Source organism: Prochlorococcus sp. MIT 1323 (genome assembly GCF_047304905.1).
Taxonomy (GTDB): domain Bacteria; phylum Cyanobacteriota; class Cyanobacteriia; order PCC-6307; family Cyanobiaceae; genus Prochlorococcus; species Prochlorococcus marinus_D.
Genome location: NZ_CP138973.1, coordinates 310,734 through 327,184, shown reverse-complemented (window position 1 = coordinate 327,184; position 16,451 = coordinate 310,734). Strand labels below are relative to the sequence as shown.

At 50.3% G+C, this 16,451-nt stretch carries 21 protein-coding genes, 1 tRNA gene and 1 pseudogene; 12 read left to right on the top strand and 11 right to left on the bottom strand.

Features of this window, described 5'->3' with window-relative positions; translation table 11 throughout:
* The first annotated feature begins 41 nt into the window (after nt 1–41).
* Genes SIB68_RS01515 through SIB68_RS01505 form a run of 3 tightly spaced genes read left to right on the top strand, consistent with a single transcriptional unit; the run spans nt 42 to nt 2,335 of the window.
* Nucleotides 42–1,481 (top strand): glutamate decarboxylase, encoded by a 1,440-nt coding sequence (locus SIB68_RS01515; protein WP_063399378.1) that lies wholly within the window; start codon nt 42–44, stop codon nt 1,479–1,481.
* Nucleotides 1,474–1,911: a hypothetical protein gene (locus SIB68_RS01510; RefSeq protein ID WP_236068820.1), complete on the top strand. Its 438-nt coding sequence runs from the start codon at nt 1,474–1,476 to the stop codon at nt 1,909–1,911. The genes SIB68_RS01515 and SIB68_RS01510 overlap by 8 nt, the downstream gene beginning before the upstream one ends.
* Complete coding sequence (locus tag SIB68_RS01505) at nt 1,856–2,335, top strand: hypothetical protein (protein WP_236068818.1); 480 nt, start codon at nt 1,856–1,858, stop codon at nt 2,333–2,335. Before SIB68_RS01510 ends, SIB68_RS01505 begins: the two co-directional genes overlap by 56 nt.
* A gap of 179 nt (nt 2,336–2,514) precedes the next feature.
* On the opposite strand, the gene SIB68_RS01500 is transcribed toward SIB68_RS01505, so the two are convergent.
* Together SIB68_RS01500 and SIB68_RS01495 are read right to left on the bottom strand one after the other, a co-directional pair.
* Nucleotides 2,515–3,045 (bottom strand): DUF2808 domain-containing protein, encoded by a 531-nt coding sequence (locus tag SIB68_RS01500; protein ID WP_063399377.1) that lies wholly within the window; start codon nt 3,043–3,045, stop codon nt 2,515–2,517.
* The gene (locus tag SIB68_RS01495) at nt 3,045–4,298 is read right to left on the bottom strand and encodes a glutathione S-transferase family protein (protein ID WP_063399376.1); all 1,254 of its coding nucleotides are present in this window, start codon (nt 4,296–4,298) and stop codon (nt 3,045–3,047) included. Before SIB68_RS01495 ends, SIB68_RS01500 begins: the two co-directional genes overlap by 1 nt.
* 265 nt (nt 4,299–4,563) lie before the next feature.
* Here SIB68_RS01495 and gorA point away from each other — a divergent pair, with 265 nt between their 5' ends.
* The gene (gorA, locus tag SIB68_RS01490) at nt 4,564–5,925 is read left to right on the top strand and encodes a glutathione-disulfide reductase (protein ID WP_063399375.1); all 1,362 of its coding nucleotides are present in this window, start codon (nt 4,564–4,566) and stop codon (nt 5,923–5,925) included.
* Between the two features lie 212 nt (nt 5,926–6,137).
* Here the strand turns inward: gorA and SIB68_RS01485 are convergent, their stop codons facing one another.
* Nucleotides 6,138–7,247 carry a calcium/sodium antiporter gene (locus tag SIB68_RS01485; RefSeq protein WP_063399374.1) on the bottom strand — a complete coding sequence of 370 codons (1,110 nt, stop codon included), beginning with the start codon at nt 7,245–7,247 and terminating at the stop codon, nt 6,138–6,140.
* Between the two features lie 413 nt (nt 7,248–7,660).
* On the opposite strand from SIB68_RS01485, the gene pyrC reads away from it, so the two are divergent.
* Nucleotides 7,661–8,725, top strand: coding sequence for a dihydroorotase (gene pyrC, locus SIB68_RS01480; RefSeq protein WP_063399411.1), 1,065 nt, complete (start codon nt 7,661–7,663; stop codon nt 8,723–8,725).
* 133 nt (nt 8,726–8,858) lie between these two features.
* On the opposite strand, the gene SIB68_RS01475 is transcribed toward pyrC, so the two are convergent.
* Nucleotides 8,859–8,944, bottom strand: a tRNA-Leu gene (locus SIB68_RS01475).
* Between the two features lie 107 nt (nt 8,945–9,051).
* Between SIB68_RS01475 and SIB68_RS01470 the strand changes: the two genes are divergently transcribed.
* The 3 genes from SIB68_RS01470 to trpA are packed head-to-tail and all read left to right on the top strand — an operon-like array spanning nt 9,052 to nt 10,484.
* Nucleotides 9,052–9,258, top strand: a complete 207-nt coding sequence (locus tag SIB68_RS01470; protein ID WP_413682009.1) for an NAD(P)H-quinone oxidoreductase subunit L — start codon at nt 9,052–9,054, stop codon at nt 9,256–9,258.
* 4 nt (nt 9,259–9,262) lie between these two features.
* The gene (locus tag SIB68_RS01465) at nt 9,263–9,610 is read left to right on the top strand and encodes a DUF3007 family protein (protein ID WP_063399373.1); all 348 of its coding nucleotides are present in this window, start codon (nt 9,263–9,265) and stop codon (nt 9,608–9,610) included.
* A 46-nt stretch (nt 9,611–9,656) separates the two neighbouring features.
* Nucleotides 9,657–10,484, top strand: coding sequence for a tryptophan synthase subunit alpha (gene trpA / locus SIB68_RS01460; RefSeq protein WP_063399372.1), 828 nt, complete (start codon nt 9,657–9,659; stop codon nt 10,482–10,484).
* Nucleotides 10,485–10,617: 133 nt separating this feature from the next.
* Here the strand turns inward: trpA and SIB68_RS01455 are convergent, their stop codons facing one another.
* Nucleotides 10,618–10,989 (bottom strand): AbrB family transcriptional regulator, encoded by a 372-nt coding sequence (locus SIB68_RS01455; RefSeq protein WP_011129843.1) that lies wholly within the window; start codon nt 10,987–10,989, stop codon nt 10,618–10,620.
* A gap of 102 nt (nt 10,990–11,091) precedes the next feature.
* Between SIB68_RS01455 and SIB68_RS01450 the strand changes: the two genes are divergently transcribed.
* Entirely contained in the window at nt 11,092–11,361 is a 270-nt protein-coding gene (locus SIB68_RS01450; protein WP_063399371.1) for a YciI family protein, read from the top strand.
* On the opposite strand, the gene SIB68_RS01445 is transcribed toward SIB68_RS01450, so the two are convergent.
* Nucleotides 11,337–11,714 carry a c-type cytochrome gene (locus SIB68_RS01445; protein WP_063395700.1) on the bottom strand — a complete coding sequence of 126 codons (378 nt, stop codon included), beginning with the start codon at nt 11,712–11,714 and terminating at the stop codon, nt 11,337–11,339. The two genes, SIB68_RS01450 and SIB68_RS01445, sit on opposite strands and share 25 nt — an antisense overlap.
* Nucleotides 11,715–12,064: 350 nt before the next feature.
* Between SIB68_RS01445 and SIB68_RS01440 the strand changes: the two are divergent.
* Nucleotides 12,065–12,520, top strand: a pseudogene (locus tag SIB68_RS01440) (Nif11 domain/cupin domain-containing protein); the annotation flags it as partial.
* Here the strand turns inward: SIB68_RS01440 and SIB68_RS01435 are convergent.
* The 5 genes from SIB68_RS01435 to SIB68_RS01415 all read right to left on the bottom strand — a co-directional run bounded on the left by SIB68_RS01435 (nt 12,483) and on the right by SIB68_RS01415 (nt 15,058).
* Nucleotides 12,483–13,013 carry a phosphate-starvation-inducible PsiE family protein gene (locus tag SIB68_RS01435; RefSeq protein WP_063399369.1) on the bottom strand — a complete coding sequence of 177 codons (531 nt, stop codon included), beginning with the start codon at nt 13,011–13,013 and terminating at the stop codon, nt 12,483–12,485. The pseudogene SIB68_RS01440 and the gene SIB68_RS01435 sit on opposite strands and share 38 nt — an antisense overlap.
* A gap of 29 nt (nt 13,014–13,042) precedes the next feature.
* On the bottom strand, nt 13,043–13,327 hold the full coding sequence (locus SIB68_RS01430; protein WP_063399368.1) for a hypothetical protein: 285 nt from the start codon (nt 13,325–13,327) through the stop codon (nt 13,043–13,045).
* A 5-nt stretch (nt 13,328–13,332) separates the two neighbouring features.
* Complete coding sequence (locus SIB68_RS01425; protein ID WP_063399367.1) at nt 13,333–13,650, bottom strand: hypothetical protein; 318 nt, start codon at nt 13,648–13,650, stop codon at nt 13,333–13,335.
* Nucleotides 13,650–14,021, bottom strand: coding sequence for a YkvA family protein (locus SIB68_RS01420; protein ID WP_011129836.1), 372 nt, complete (start codon nt 14,019–14,021; stop codon nt 13,650–13,652). The genes SIB68_RS01425 and SIB68_RS01420 overlap by 1 nt, the downstream gene beginning before the upstream one ends.
* A gap of 110 nt (nt 14,022–14,131) precedes the next feature.
* Nucleotides 14,132–15,058: an RNA polymerase sigma factor RpoD/SigA gene (locus tag SIB68_RS01415; RefSeq protein WP_063399366.1), complete on the bottom strand. Its 927-nt coding sequence runs from the start codon at nt 15,056–15,058 to the stop codon at nt 14,132–14,134.
* A 238-nt stretch (nt 15,059–15,296) separates the two neighbouring features.
* Here SIB68_RS01415 and SIB68_RS01410 point away from each other — a divergent pair, with 238 nt between their 5' ends.
* Nucleotides 15,297–15,767, top strand: a complete 471-nt coding sequence (locus SIB68_RS01410; RefSeq protein ID WP_011129834.1) for a DUF2214 family protein — start codon at nt 15,297–15,299, stop codon at nt 15,765–15,767.
* A 5-nt stretch (nt 15,768–15,772) separates the two neighbouring features.
* Nucleotides 15,773–16,405 (top strand): hypothetical protein, encoded by a 633-nt coding sequence (locus SIB68_RS01405; RefSeq protein ID WP_063399365.1) that lies wholly within the window; start codon nt 15,773–15,775, stop codon nt 16,403–16,405.
* The last annotated feature ends 46 nt before the right edge of the window (nt 16,406–16,451 follow it).

Below are 16,451 nucleotides of genomic sequence, written 5' to 3'. Positions count from 1 at the left end.
AACAACGTCGTTAAGGTCAGACATAGACACAAGAAAAAAGCATGGTCCTGCATCGTTCCAATTCACGTTCCAACGATCTGGAAGAACATGCCATTGGGGAAACCGTTGATGCATTGATCTCACCATTACCACGCGCGACTTTCCCTCAAGAGTGCCGTCCTGCATTGACAACATTTAATTTACTCAAGGAGGAATTATTGCTTGACGGCAACAGCAAACAAAATCTGGCCACCTTCTGTCAGACCTATGAAAGTAACCAGGTGGCTGAGCTAATGGCCCTCGCGGTTGACAAGAACCTGATCGACAAGGACGAATATCCCCAAACCGCAGAGATTGAACGCCGTTGTGTTTCGATGATGGCTGATTTATGGCATGCCCCCGGTGAAGCTGTGGGCTGCTCCACCATCGGTAGCAGTGAGGCCGCCATGCTGGGTGGCTTGGCTGCGAAATGGCGTTGGCGTGAACATCGCAAAGCGGCAGGTCAGTCGGTCGATCGCCCCAACATGGTTTGCGGCAGTGTGCAAATCTGCTGGACGAAATTTGCCCGCTACTGGGACGTTGAGTTGCGAGAGGTGGAGATGACCTCCGGCGAGCTCTGCATGTCTCCAGAACGAATGCTGGAGCAAGTGGATGAGAACACCATCGTTGTGGTGCCTACCCTGGGCGTCACTTATCACGGCCTGTATGAAGACGTACAAGCCATCAGTCAGGCCCTCGATGAGCTGCAACAGCGAAAAGGACTCGACATTCCTATCCATGTGGATGCAGCCAGCGGTGGCTTTCTTGCTCCTTTCTGTGCGCCTGATCTAGCTCCCTGGGATTTCCGTTTGCCGCGCGTGAAGTCAATCAACTCCTCTGGCCATAAGTTCGGCTTAGCTCCTCTGGGTGTCGGTTGGGTTCTTTGGCGTGAGTCCAGTGATCTACCGGAAGGATTGGTTTTCCATGTGAGTTACCTAGGAGGCGATATGCCAACGTTTCAGATCAACTTCTCGCGGCCAGCGGGGCAGGTGATCTCCCAGTACTACGACTTTGTCCGCCTAGGTCGCGATGGTTATCAAGCCATCCATGGAGCGAGCTATGCCAATGCTCAATATCTTGCTCAAGAACTCAAAAAGCTAGGCCCATTTGAGTTGATACACGATGGCAATCCAGCGCGTGGCATCCCCTCTGTGGTATGGAAATTGCGAGCCGACCAAGATCTTGGTTTTAACCTTTACGACCTCTCTGATCGACTGAGATTACGTGGTTGGCAAGTGCCCGCTTATCCATTCACAGGTGAGCTTGCTCATCAAGCCTTTCAGCGGATCTTGGTAAAACGCGATTTCTCACGTGAAATGGCTGATCTCCTACTTACCGACATCCGCAACGCCATAACTCATTTCGAGAGTCATCCTGTCAAGATCAGTCTTAACGCTACTGAAGCAGCGTCTACTAATCATCTCGGCCGTTCAATGGTTGAATGCCTTGATGCGCATGGATGATGCCCCCCCATTGGGGGCTTTGAAGTTAAAGCGGGAACATCCTCCAAACCTTCAGTCGCATTATTCGAGTCCATGGGGCACGACAGCTTGGCGGGAAGATGTTCCTGTTAGCGACAGACCGCGTGATTTAGAAGCTCATTCACGTTGGGGGCTGTGGACAAGTCGTCGCCTGCGAAAAGGCCATGGGCCGCTGGAGCAAGCAAAGTATCGAACCTTGGCTCCGAAGCATATGGTTCAAGCATTACTGCGTGGGAAAGACGTCCATCGTCTTGAAGTGCGAACGGCCGTAGCATTCATCATTGGTCCGCTGTTGTTCGTTATTGGCAGTGTTTTGCTGATGAGCAAACTTGGCTTGGGTGCAGCGCTCTTGGCAATTGGCTCCATTTTTTTACGGCAGGAGGTTGGTTTCAGTTGGAACAGGGTTTGTTGATGACCCGTGGTTTGCTCAATCGGAAGCAGCGCTGGGGCTGGTGTGGAATTTGGTGTGCGCTAACGCAAAGCATTGGCACCATTCTTTTCAACATGGAGACATTTTCAAGCTGGGGGTTGCTCCCAACATTCTCGGGTCCGTGCTGTTTGTTATTTCGGCGATCTTCGGTCTTCTTGAGGTAGATCATGGCCGTCTCTTCGTCATACAGCCGCACTATCTTGGTTGGTGGGTGGCTGTTGTGAATGCCCTCGGATGTCTGTGGTTTATGCAAGCAGCCATCGCTGCTATCCCTATAGATTTATCCATAGCCACTGTGCTAGATCCTCAGGTTGCGATCCGAGCAACCTTATTGGGAGCCTTAGCTTTTACTGCTGTAGGTGTGCTGAGCCTTGCCGAGTGTAGTGAGGATGAGGTTAAGACCTAAAATTGCATTTAGGAGAGTCTTATCGCTTTGCTGATGATCAATAAAGCTTGTCTTGCGACATACAAATCAACTCCTCACTAGAGAATCAAGGCGTTTTTTTCTTTGAAATAATAGGTTTCTATTTCTAGAATGCCCCTATTAAGAAAATCTTCGTGCTCATCTAAATATCCTATGGAGTTTCAGAATTGTCTTTGTGAGAAAACACTCATCTGTACAACTCCTACATCCTGGGGGATGGGATTAGGGCCCCAAGGGATAGCAGAAATCGAATACACGTATAGGCCTGCGGGTGGATTCGTCATCACATTGAAAGCCACAGTGACCTCGGATCCGGGTGGAACAGCTTCCTGAAAGTTGATAGCGATCGATCGATTGCCGTCCTCGAAATTGGCTGATACCGGTATGGAGGATCCAGCCTGACGTGGCATTCCTAAAAATGCCTTTGGTTGAATAGGACCATAATAGAAAGCAGGCTGGACACCGCGAATCTGTTTTAGGCTGATTCCGCCGAGGCCAGCATCTGCTCCTTTTGGTAACTCGATCACGAAATAGAACTTTGCTCCACCTTCAAATGCATAGTTGTTGTAGTTAATTAATTTTGCCTTAGTCGGCACTGCCACAAAAGATGTCTGACCATTGATCTCAAGCGCTGGCGTATGGATTGAGAACAGCAAAAACGCCGCAGCCAATGCTGAAGGAATCAGTTGCATCAGCTCGTCAGGAAAGGCTTGGGATTCTGATCAAAGCGATCGTAAATCGGAATTGGAGCTCCCATCTCAGGGCTATCGAGCTGGGCTGTTTGTTCAAGGGCTTGACGCAGCCGTCGAGCTGATATCAGTGGCATGTCTCGCGGGACTGAGATGCGATCCCTGAGGTAGCGCAATCCTCTAGCACTACCTGGATCTGGTGAGCAAGAGGCCCCTAAAGCCATTCGTGTGAGCGTGGCCCTTAAGGGTTGATCGAAGCGAATAGCTCCAAGCGGGTTGAGTTCCAAAAGTCGTTGGTGATGCTTCAACACCCTTGACAGAGCAAGACCCTCAGGCCGCGTCTTTGAGTGATCGGGATCAGCCCAGCAGGTTTCCAATTCCGCAAGGCCTTCACCACAATCAATAGCTTCTGCCAGTTCTTGTTGTTTTGGATTAGGTGCAACCCAGCATCCACCCATCTGAGGCGGCAAGTCGTGGGCATGGGTATGGAAGTCACCCTGCGTACCTCGATACACCTCCAATTCTTCGAGAGCCTTAAACCACTTGTGAATGGCGGGATGTTCTTCCCGCAGGCTGAAACCTTTGTAATACGCCAATGAGGCATTCATCCTTTCGACATAGGGGATAAACACCACATCGGCGCTTCCTGGACATGGGCTGGTTGGTGTATTGCTAGCTGGATCCAGCCAAGGTCCTTGTTCTGCTGACAGCTGGTGTTCCATCATCCGAGCTTTGATCTGGAATTGTTCTCGGCAAGCCTGTTCCTGCCTCTGATTCAATCGAGCTGTGCAAAGCCACCGACACCAGGCTCCAAAAAGTTGCCGTTCCAGATTTCGCAACTTAAGGGTGCGCGGTTCCTCCAAGTGATGACCTAGAGGACCAAATGCATGCTCTAGAGCCAACAAGATCTGATCACTTTCCATGATTAAGCGACCATCAAGCTCGAGGGCAGGAAGCATTCCTGAAGGCACTTTTTTCTTGAACCAGGCTTCCTTTTCCCCATAGCAGCGCATGGTGACTTTGCGAATCCTGTAGGGGATCTGCTTCCATTCGAGCCAAAGCCACACCTTCTGGCAGTAGGGGCACCAGGCGTGATGGTCCCGATAAAGAGTGACCCTTAAAGCTTTTTCAGATTGCCCAAACAGGCGCAAGGTGGCTTGGGCATTGGTGGGGCCATTGATTCGATCAGCCTCCGGTACTGTTAGCTCTGCTAAGGCCTGCCAGTCAAGAGCTTTTGTCGACGCTGCAGGAGGCATAAATCCTTGGTTTGAAGCCGCATCATCATGCCTGTTTCGAGTGCCTTTAGGTGCTTAGGCAAGAGGTTCTCGATTCAAATCAAATGATCAACCATTGATGTTGGATAAGCCAAGAGTTTCGGCCAATGCTCGATTGCAGAGAATCCATAACTCGTCGTTTTGAATGAGTCATGACAGGTTTACTAATCATTGTCGTCACGATCCCTGAGTAATCCTGGCGTTGGTTTCTTAAGGAGTTGACAATGGATGCAGTGATCCTCGTCTCTTGGAGCATCCTTTTGATCTGATCGTGCTTGGCGCTGGATCTGGTGGACTAGCCGCTGCTAAGCGAGCCGCAAGCCATGGTGCCAAGGTCGCCATCGTTGAAGGTGACCGTGTTGGAGGTACCTGCGTCATTCGCGGCTGTGTACCTAAGAAGCTGTTGGTCTACGGATCTCTTTATCGGGAACAGCTTGAAGTTGCCCCCAGTTTTGGAGTTGAGTTGAGTGATGCACGGATCAATGCGGGGGTGTTGCTAGCCAATGTGCGTCAGGAAGTGGATCGTCTCAATGCTCTTCACATTGACCTGCTAGCCAAAAACGGTGTTGAGCTTGTGACGGGATGGGGGAGTTTTACGAGCCCAAACAGCGTGGCAGTCTCAAGGAACGGAGCCATCGATGCTTCACAGGAACTTCACGGCGATCACATTCTGATCGCGGTCGGTGGGCGTCCCCATCGTCCTGATATCCCAGGTGCGGAGTTGGGCTGGGTTAGCGATGACATGTTCATGCAAAGCAGCTTCCCCGACCGAGTGGTGGTGGTGGGGGCTGGATTTATTGCCTGTGAATTTGCCTGCATCCTCCATGGCCTTGGCGTCGAGGTCATCCAACTGGTGCGAGGGGATCACTTGCTGCGTGGCTTTGATCGGGAGCTCTCCACTGCAGTACAGGATGGAATGCAGGGGAAGGGCATTGATCTTCGTTTTGGAGAAAACCCAGCCGCACTAAAAGGCCAACCTGGCGATCTCGTCTTGTCAACCCAGAGTGGGGAACACTTCTCTTGTGGGGGGGTTCTTCTTGCTACAGGACGACGACCCTTTTTGCAAGGACTCAACCTTGACGCTGCTGGGGTTGTTTTAGAAGGTCGACGTATTTCAGTGGATGCCAACCAATCGACAAATATCCCTCACATCTTTGCTGTTGGTGATGTAACAGACCGCATCAACCTCACCCCTGTGGCAATCGATGAGGGCAGGGCATTCGCCGACAGTGTTTTTGGACAGAAACCCCGCCAGGTCAATCATGACCTCGTTGCCAGTGCTGTCTTCAGCCAACCAGAGCTAGCCACGGTTGGGCTCACTGAAGAGCAGTCGATTGATCGCTATGGCAAAGATCAGGTCAAGGTCTACCGCGCCCGCTTCCGATCCATGGCTCAGGCCTTGCCGAAGCGGGGACCCCGTTGTCTTCTCAAGTTAATTGTGGATCGCAACACTGATCGAATCCTTGGTTGTCACATGGTGGGGGAACATGCTGCCGAAATTATTCAGATGGCATCAATAGCACTAGCAATGGGTGCTACAAAGGCAGACTTTGATCGCACCATGGCATTACATCCCACGGTTTCTGAGGAGTTTGTCACCATGACTTAGGGAGTATTGCTGAAGATAAATTCCATCCATCCTTTTAGTCGATCACTTGCGCCATTTGAGTCGTCCAGGCAAGGCCTTAGGGGGATGCTATAAGGGCTCGGCAAACAATGATCTTGGCGATGTATATATTCTGATGTTCGTGTCACATGATATCGATATCTTCGAATCAGTTGACTCGATTAGTCTGCATCTTCAGCAGGATGTTTGCTAGATCAATCAACACTATGAGTTATTCGTTCTCTGCGCAGTTGACGCCAATACAACAAGGCTTGAAGCACGATCATAACGAGAACAATCGGTAGAACAATGCAGAGCATTGTTAATCGAAATCCATCCTGCCAAGTGGGTAGGGTGCGGGGGAGAACTTGATCGATCACATAAAAAATGTAGAGCCCTACGAGGATCCCTCCTTCAAGCCGGCTAATTCGTCCCCTGGTCCAAAAAATTGGCATGCAGGCAAGCGTGGTGAGCACCATCACAGGTAGATCTCGCTCAATGATCAAGCGATCGACTTGCAGCCCAGCCCCACCAGAGATCAAAGCAGAACTGCTCAGGACCAGAAGTTGATTGAGCAAGCTGCTGCCCACCACATTGCCAATCGCAAGATCTGTGCGGCCTCGTAGAGCAGCCACCAAAGATGTGAACAATTCCGGCATTGAGGTGCCAGCAGACACAATCGTGAGTCCGATGACGGTCTCACTCACTCCTAAGAGTGAAGCAGCATCGCTCGCCCCTTTAACCAGCTGGTTCGATCCGACTGTCAACAACAGGATGCCAAGCAAAAGGCGAATACAAGCTTTGATCCAACCACCATTGGCAGTTTCACTATTAATCTGCGGCTCAGCCTCCACCATTCCATCCGGTTCCTCCCGGGCCGTACGGATTTCCCATACAGAATTGATCACGAGAGCTATCAAGAGGGCTACTCCGGCCTGCCATGTCACACGACCTACTGAAGCCATTCCCCATACGGCTGCAGACACCGCTAGTAGCAGAGGAACATCACGTCGCACTAAACGACTCTCCACCCTGAGTGGCAGCACAAGGGCACTGCTGCCGAGCACCACCATCACATTAAAAATATTGCTACCAACCACATTGCTCACGGCCAGGGCATCGGAGCCCTTGAGCACTGAACTCACACTGACGAACAGCTCAGGGGCACATGTACCCAAGGCCACCACAGTGAGACCGATCACAAGTTCGGGTATACCGAAGATCAGTGCAAGGGCGACGGAACCCTGCACAAACAGTTCTCCGCCCCCAAACAACAGGCCGATTCCTGCCAGCACTTGTAAAGCCGGTTCAAGGAATTGCGGCATGTGATCCGAACGGACTAAAGGGATTCTGCATCTGAACGCAAACCCTGACCCTCTCTCTCAAAAATCATGGTTGCTTGCGTAAGACGATCTTAAGGTTTTGGTCTTCATACTTGCAAGATTCGCTGTTGCTCAATCGAACCAACGCTGATTCTCAGATGTCGCTGTACGTAGAAAGCGTAACGCTGCAAAAATGCTTCTATCGATGATCTTGATTTTCGCTTCTTGCTCTTCTGCGCTGGCCAAGGCTCTCTCATGAGAACACAATGTCATTACCTGTTCTCAGAAATGACTGAGCCATAACGTCGAAAACATCATCTTTCGGAGCACTTCCTGAAAGGGTGTATCACAGCAAATTTATTTTTGGGTCTTGCTTCGGTGCTGAAATCTCTACACCTCATTCTGGGTTGATGACTTTGGATTCTTTGCCCGACCAACTCATTTTGCGTCAACCGGATGACTGGCATGTCCATCTGAGGGATGGTGCCATGCTGCATGCGGTGCTCGGCAGCACAGCGCGGGTGTTTCGACGAGCAATCGTGATGCCCAATCTCAGGCCACCGATCACGAGTGTAGAAGCAGCAAAAAACTATCGCGACCAGATCTTGTCAGCCGTTCCTGAGGGTACTCCGTTTACGCCATTGATGACTGCCTACCTCAACGAGAGCTTGGCTGCAGATGTTTTAGAGCAAGGGCATGAACAGCATGTTTTCATCGCCGCCAAGCTTTATCCAGCCAATGCCACAACTAATTCCGAGCAGGGAGTCAGTGATCTAAGCGCGATTAACTCACTTCTAGAGACGATGGAGAAAATTGGGATGCCATTGCTCGTTCATGGTGAGGTAAGCGATGTCAATATCGACATTTTCGATAGAGAAGCCTTTTTTATTGAGCACCACCTGGCTCCACTAATAGCGCGTCATCCAAATCTTCGTGTAGTGATGGAGCACATCACGACTCAAGAGGCAGTTCAGTTCGTGGAAACAGGTGGACCGAATTTGGCAGCCACTATCACTCCTCATCATTTACATATCAACCGCAATGCAATGTTCCTCGGTGGTTTTCGTAGTGATTTCTACTGCTTACCAGTAGCCAAGCGTGAACGCCATCGACTCGCCCTGCGTCGAGCAGCGACAAGTGGCAAACCATGCTTTTTCCTTGGCACTGATTCGGCACCACACCCTCGCTCTGCAAAGGAGAGTGCTTGTAGTTGTGGTGGCATTTTCAATGCTCATTATGCGATGGAAAGTTATGCCGAAGTCTTTGAGCAGGAAGGAGCACTTGATCGTCTTGAGGCCTTCTCCAGTGAATACGGTCCAGCTTTCTATGGATTGCCCCTCAATAACACCTCAATCAAACTGATACGACGAGCTCATGTTGTACCAGCTACTTTTAGCGGACAGACGAACGCAGATTCTTCTGAACACTTAGTTCCATTTCATGCTGGCGAACTGTTGGGCTGGTCTGTTTCGGTTGATTGATAAAGCACGCATTGGAGAGCATTAATTGCACCATTGCTCGGCCTGGCAATCAAGGATCCGATTGGGGTCTGGCTAGCAACTTGAATCTCTACCCAAATGGGGAAAATATTTGGCTCGTTGCGATGATCACCAGTGGGGGCAGGGGGACTTGAACCCCCACGTCCTTTTCAGGACAAGCGATTTTAAGTCGCTTGCGTCTACCAATTCCGCCATGCCCCCGGCAATGGCTGGGCCAAGGCCCGCAATGGCATCCTAGATTTACACGAAGCAGTTTGCTGACAGTGTTTCTACAGGCCGTCACCAGTCCAATCTCGATCAACTCGCTGATGGTGCTCGCTGCCTATGCCTTGTTAGGCAGCCTCTATTTGATTGTTGTCCCTTTGCTCCTCTATTCCTGGATGAACAGACGGTGGCACTGTATGGGCAAATTCGAGCGTCTAAGCGCCTACGGGATGGTGTTCCTATTCTTTCCCGGTTTAATTCTATTCGCGCCTTTTTTAAATCTTCGCCTTAATGGTCAAGGAGAGGTTTGAACATATGACGCGTGCCAAGGTCATTCAGCTGGGCTTTCTTATTTTGATACTCGGGGGCATCGCTTACAGTGTATTGAGATTTGCTGGCCTGGATAGTATTTCTGCCGGTATCGCTGCTCAATCACTTCTTGTTGTGGTTGTTGTCGCCTGGACGGGATCATATCTACTTCGAGTGGTTTCAGGGAATATGACCTTCATGCAGCAACGGCGACATTATCAACAGGCCTATGAAAATCTATCAGCTGCTGAACTTCAGACTCGCTTCGATGCATTACCTGATGCTGAGAAAGTTTCCTTACTGAAGGATATTGAGGATGAGAATCCTAAGCAACAAGCCCCCTCTGACCCATAGGTTCTAGGGCGTTTGCCCCCCTCACGCCTTCTTCTAATTGATTGCTATGGCAGATTTCTTAGCACCTAAATCCAATACACACGCCACAATCAGCAGTCGCTTCCAACGAGTACAAGCTGAGGGACGCCTTGCACTCATGCCATTCCTAATGGCTGGTGATCCTGATCTGGAAACCACTGCTGAGGTATTGCTCAGCCTGGAGCAATCTGGCGCGGACATGATCGAGCTGGGCATTCCCTATAGCGATCCTCTCGCCGATGGTCCGGTAATTCAGGCGGCTGCTTCTCGAGCACTGGCTTCTGGTTCGACACCAGCTCGGGTCTTGCAGATGTTGAGTGACTTGCGGGGCAAACTTTCCATTCCTGTGATCCTGTTCACCTACACCAATCCATTGTTCAACCGGGGTATGGAGCGTTTCTGTGATGAAGCTGCTGAGGCTGGAGTTGCCGGTCTTGTGGTCCCAGATCTTCCACTCGAGGAAGCTGAGCGCCTTTCTCCCTTGGCTTCTGCTCGTGGACTTGATCTGGTTCTTCTGGTGGCTCCTACTACACCTGCGGAGCGTATGGCAAGGATTGCAGAAAGCAGCAGGGGTTTTACCTATTTAGTAAGCGTGACGGGAGTTACTGGCGAACGTTCTGTAATGGAGGATCGTGTTCAATCCTTGGTGCAGCAACTCAAGTTGTCCGGCTCCAATCCTGTAGCAGTCGGATTTGGAATTTCTGGGCCTCAGCAAGTACGGCAGGTGCGAAGTTGGGGTGCTGATGGAGCCATTGTTGGCAGTGCTCTAGTGAAACGAATGGCTGCTGCGACTCCTGGATTAGTTGCTCAAGAAGCGGGTCTTTTCTGCAAGGAGCTGCGCAACGCTGCTGGATGAGTTTTAACTTGCTCATATCTATCATCCTGCCTTAAGACACAACAAAAAAAGCCCTGGAAGATTTCCAGGGCTTGCGTGATTCAAATGAGGTTGGAACGATCTTCTCCGAATCTCCCTTAGCTCAAAATATGAATCAATCGTCGTCTTCGTCGCTTCCTCCAGCGGGAACTAGGCGAATCTGCTTGCGTCCAAGCTTGATTTCAAACTCATCGCCAGGCTTGAGATCAAGTAAGGCTGTATAGGCCTTGCCAATCAATAGATTGCCATTGCCCTGAACAGTCGCTACATAACTAAGCTTGCGTCCACCCTTACCGATACCTGCAACACCAGTTATACCAAGGCTTACACCTTTAGCTTCTAGTAGAGCTTCGTAGAAAGCAGTGAAATTAAGGCGTTCTCCACCATCCTTCTTCGTGGAGACGTAGCCACAGGCGCGAACAAGATCTGATTTGCTGACATCACCCAGGTCTTTGACTTTCGTGAGGAGGTCGCTGCCGGTGAGCATGATTTGTAAAATGGAAATCTACTTCAACAACATAGCGTTTAGTTACCCATTTGTGCCATCCTTTAAGAGACAAATTTTAGCGATGAGTTTTACGCAGCAGACATGGCACGATTTGTTCTTTGGGGTACTTACTGCGAGAACGCACTTGAAAAGCGAAACCCTTTTCGTGAAGAACACCTCAATAGGCTTACCACTCTTAAGAAACAGGGCATTCTGATCACTCTTGGTCCAACAGAAGGGAGCACTCATGTTTTTGGGATTTTCGAAGCCGCAAGTCTTGATGTTGTTAGGAAGCTTCTAGAGCAAGACGTTTACTGGAAGGAAGGCATATGGACCTCTCTTGAGGTTTACCCTTGGGTCCAAGCATTCTGAGCTTGAGCCCATATCCAGGCCGCCACGAGCTGATCTCCACTATCGCCGAGAACATCCTCGTAGCCAGACATTTGCCCGATTCCTTCTCGAGCCACTCTGGCGATTGCTTGAGGATTATCTAGACCATTGCGCTCTAGTGCTTTGAGCCTAAGGGTTTTGTTACGTCGGATGATATTGCCACCATTTACATGACACCCTGAACAGTGTTGCTTGAATAACGATCCTCCAGCATCGGTATCCAATGCAATGGTGCCAATAGGATGGATCAAGAGTGTAGAGATCAGGATTAATAATCCTGCAGTTTGGCCCCCAAGTTCAAATACAAGTCGCCTCAGACGAATCTGTAGGTTCATGCAATCATCAGCAGTAACGCCTAAGTCTGCCGTAGCGATCTGTTGTGATCTGCTGATACCGCTTTAACAGTTGCGCATGGGCTTGGCACCCCCGTGAAAGAGAGGACTGGGGTATCACAAAGGCCTCGAGCAGATCCCGAGCCGAATCAACTGCTGTTCACTGCTCTCATAGGCTGGCTGATGCAAGGCATGGAAATAGGTTGTGAATCCTCGTCAAAGGTTTTCATGGTTGAGTATTTCTATGCGTGTTGTGATGATCAAAGTGGATGAGGCAACCAAAAAAATTTCGCTGATGCCTTGAACAATTTGTTATCAGCATCATTAGTTGAAAATGAATTCTGGAGAAGTGGATGGCAGAACAGGATCTCTACCGATTCCTCGACAAGGTGCAACAGCTTCAAAAAATGATTCAGTCGCTAGAAACTGTCCCTGGCCGACGAGAGCTGCTAGCCGCTTGTGGAGATCACAATCAAGTGGTGAAGTTAGCTCGATCTTGGGGCTTTGAGATTGGACGCCGTTGGGGTGAACTTGAGCCTGTCGAGCAGCTTTCTTCCGATGCCAATCTACTAACGCGGCCATTACCTCCACAAGGACAGGAACAACAGCATCTTCTCCACGCTGGTTCAAATTGGCGGCTAGAGCTAATTCTCTCTTGTGCTGCATCTAGTCCAGAGGGGTTCTGGTATGACCAGGCTGATCACGAATGGATTGTGCTAATGAAGGGGAGTGCACGTATGCAACTGAAAAATCCCGATGTGTGGGTTGATCTCAGCGTGGGAGATCAGCTGCATTTGGCCCCTCACCGTCTGCATCGTGTGGAACGAACTGATCCTCACCCTGGGACAATTTGGTTGGCTTTGTTCTGGAACGAGCAGAAAAGGCCGGATCAATTGTCGCTCTCTTAACCAGCCAATAAGCCCCGGCCAAAGCAATCGAGGCAATCCCCAGTCCAGCCAGTAACTGAGGTTTATCATCAGATCCTGGTGGCAACACGATCACTTTGCGCGCCACGGCTGTCAGCGCTGTAACAAGCACCAGCTCAATCTGTACCACGTGGCGGCGGAGATAACTGGTGACGTTCTGAAGCACTTCAAGAGCAATCAGCACAGTTAACAGATCACCAAGAACCTTGATTAAGTCATCTCCAAGCCAGCTCTGCTGTGAATCAACGAACAATTCATTGCCAACATTCACGATGAGCTGTATCAATGCCGCAATGATCACAACAACGGTGATCATTGTGAGAACCTTGACAATTACTCTTTCTCCCCAATCCACTAGGTTGAGGAATGAAGGCATTGCCCGCTTGAGACGGCACAAGGCGGATCTCAGTTATTGAATGGATTGTAGGAAGGCCGAGCCGGGGTATCGCCGCTGGGATTCTCAAGTTTGGTATCGCAGGTAATGGATCCATCGGCCTCTTCAATACAGTTGCTGGGCACGACTTTGCTGTTTTCACCTGTACGGCTATTTGGTCCAAGTAGCCAACCCTCCGACTGTGCCTGCAGGCTTAAAGGAGCAGCTAATTGCAGACTGGCAGTCATTCCTAGGCAAGTCACAAGTAATGGCAAACGCATGATGAAACAGTCATTCAGATCCACTTTGCCTGTCATCTGGTTCAGCTGCCGCAGTCATCGCGGATTTCTTGCAGAAGTAGGTCTAGTTGGCTGAAAGGATCGGCATCTTTTTGGTTGTCGGATGGAGATGATGCATTCGTTCCAACCCATTCCGCTTCAATTTCACATAGACGTGCCGCCACCCGTGGTATTCCTCCCAGGCGATGTTCACGTTCCAAGACCTCAAGCAAGGCAGGCATGCGAGTCGATACAGCCTGAAGGCTTCGACGCAGGTCTGCCTGAGTACGTCCCTGCTGCTTCAACCAATCCTTCAACAGGAGGGTCAGCTCATCTTCAACTTGACCAGACCACCCTGACATCAGCCGCCAACTGGAAACCACCGATCTAGTTTGCGTCGGGCACGATCACGAATCTGGGGGGTCATGTGATTGCTCCAGAGGCCTACGACTGCGGTAAGTGCAACAAGGTCATCACTAAATCCTGCTACAGGGATCAAATCTGGCACCAAATCAATGGGCATGATGAGGTAGGTCAGTGCCGCGAGCATGGTGAGTCTGGCCTGTGCAGGTGTTGATGCATCCAGGAGCATTTCCAAAGCTTCTAAGGCCGGCCTTGCAAGGCTTCGCCCAGCCTGACGCAACACCTTTTGAAACAGACTCTGATCAATAACGGAACTTTCCAGCACCGTTGCATCGACGGTGGTGTGAGTTGCGGTGGCCTCATCAACCATGGTTTGTCGGCGCCGATGTCATTCCATTTTTACCTGATTTATGGGGATTCATAAGATGAGCTCCGCCCCTTCTTGGGGCGGATTTCCTACTTTTCAGTGAGTTTTATCGCTTAGAGGCTGCTTTCTACCAAACCACTCTGAATTCCTGCTTTGCGCAGTTTTCGCAGTGCCCTTTGTACTACCTGCCTGCAGTATTCGCGACTGCAACTCATATGTCGTGCAACTTCCGCGAGAGTGCGCCATTCATGAGATCCGTCGAGGCCAAAACGAAGTGTGACCACCATCCGTTCTTTAGGAGTGAGGTTCGCACGATTGAGCAAAGTCCATACAGATGCAGTTCTTTCCGACATTTCGGCACGCTCCATAGGAGGGATCTCTTCACTGGGAAGGACATCCGCAAGTTCTGAAGGATCGGATTTTGACTTCACAACTCCTTGAAGGCTCACTGTCACACTGCGTAATTCACAAGCGAGCAGATCTTCCACTTCAGCCATCGGCAGTCGCATGGTTTTTGCCAATTGCTCAGCAGTGGGAGGCAAGCCGTTGTTCTGCATCAGTCTTGACTTTGCTGCCCTTAACTTGGTTAGCTTCTCATTCACATTGACGGGAATTCGTATCGTCCTGCTCTGGGTGGATAGTGCGCGGTTAAGCCCCTGGCGAATCCACCAATACGCATAAGTCGAAAATCTATGGCCACGGGTTGGGTCATATTTCTCCACTGCTCTGGTAAGTCCAAGCGTGCCTTCTTGAATCAGATCGAGAAGATCGAGCCCCTTGCCCTGGTAGCGCTTGGCAAGATTCACTACAAGTCTTAAATTGGCGGTGATCATCTGATTCTTAGCTTTTTCACCACGACGAATGGTGAGGCGCTGATCATCTGAGTATTCGCATTCGGGCCCTGCTCCACCAGCAAGATGGCAGCGGTCAGTAAGCGCAACCATGGCCTGAACCTTCCGACCCATTGTCAGTTCCTGTTCAGGTGTCAGAAGTTGATGGCGCCCGATCTCCCCAAGATAGGCACTTAAAGAACTCACCATCTGGAACTCAACTCTTAATTGAACCTAGAGCCAAAGTGTTTCCATCCTGACTGCGTAAGGAAGAGTACGGAATTAACTTTTTATGCGTTATTAAACAGTTTCTTCAGGATGTCGTGTTGCTTTGATTGATGCAGACCCCCCTCACCCTCTTCTTCTATTGAGATAGCCGTTCATTGAGCTTGATGTCGCTAGCGTCAAAACGAATTTCATTCTTCCCATCCACTTGGGAGTCCTCCTCATGCCTGAGATTGTCAACAATGCTGGAATTGCCTACGTCCACTACCTGAGCTTCATGGTTTGCTTTGCTGCCTTGGTGCTTGAGCGAAAGCTGTTGAAGGCTTCCCCAAACCGTGGAGAAGCCACGGCGATGGTCATCACGGACATCGTTTATGGCGTAGCAGGCTTGGCGCTTTTGATCAGCGGCATTCTGCGGGTGTTGTATTTCGGCCAAGGAAGTGACTTTTATACTCAAAACCCTTTGTTCTGGTGGAAGGTAGGAGTCTTTATTGTTGCGGGGACTCTTTCTCTTTATCCAACTGTCACCTATATCCTCTGGGCTATTCCACTGCGCAAGGGAGAACTGCCTGAAGTGAGTTCCTCGTTAGTGACTCGCCTCGGTTGGTTCATCAACATCGAAATCGTTGGATTTGCATTCATTCCCCTTTTGGCAACCCTGATGGCCCGCGGCGTCGGCCTTCCTTCTCAATAATCCAAATGGTTCCAGATCTCTGTCCACCAGCGCAAGACGTGCGTGTTTTAAATGGTGGTCTCCAATTACCAGAGTCCAGAAATGGGCTCGGGTATGTCGACAAATTAGCGACCACCAGTTTTGGTTATCCAAGCTTGCCTCATTGGTGTGTATGGATTGAACCAAACCCCAAAGGCTCTGTTGCGGCCCATCGCTGGTTAAAGCGATGGGCCAATGCTGTGGATGCTGCATTCAATAGCTGGTCTGAAGTGATTCCACTAACGAGGGTCGCTGAGATTGAACGCGCTCATGTAATGGTGTTTAGAAAACGCCCTCCGCTGCGACAGCTCCCCTCAGGTTGGCGTGCCAGCAATGGCCGCAGTCTACTGACGATCATTGAGGCTCGACGCAAAAAAGCAACCCAACTTGAGCCAAAAGTGAAGGTCATGGTTTCACCAGAACTAAGAGCGCCTGTCCTTCAAGCGACAGCCTTGCATGAGCTAGGTCATGCTTTTGGCCTATGGGGGCACAGTGATCATGCTGGCGATGTCATGGCCGTATCCCAGGAGGCATTGCCTGTCTTGACTGTTTCCAAAAGAGATCGGCTCACACTTGAGTGGATCCGTTCACAATCCACCAACTTTGGGCAACCACGTTGATAGGAATTTCACTAAAAAGAATCACTCAATCAGCCACAGTTCAGCA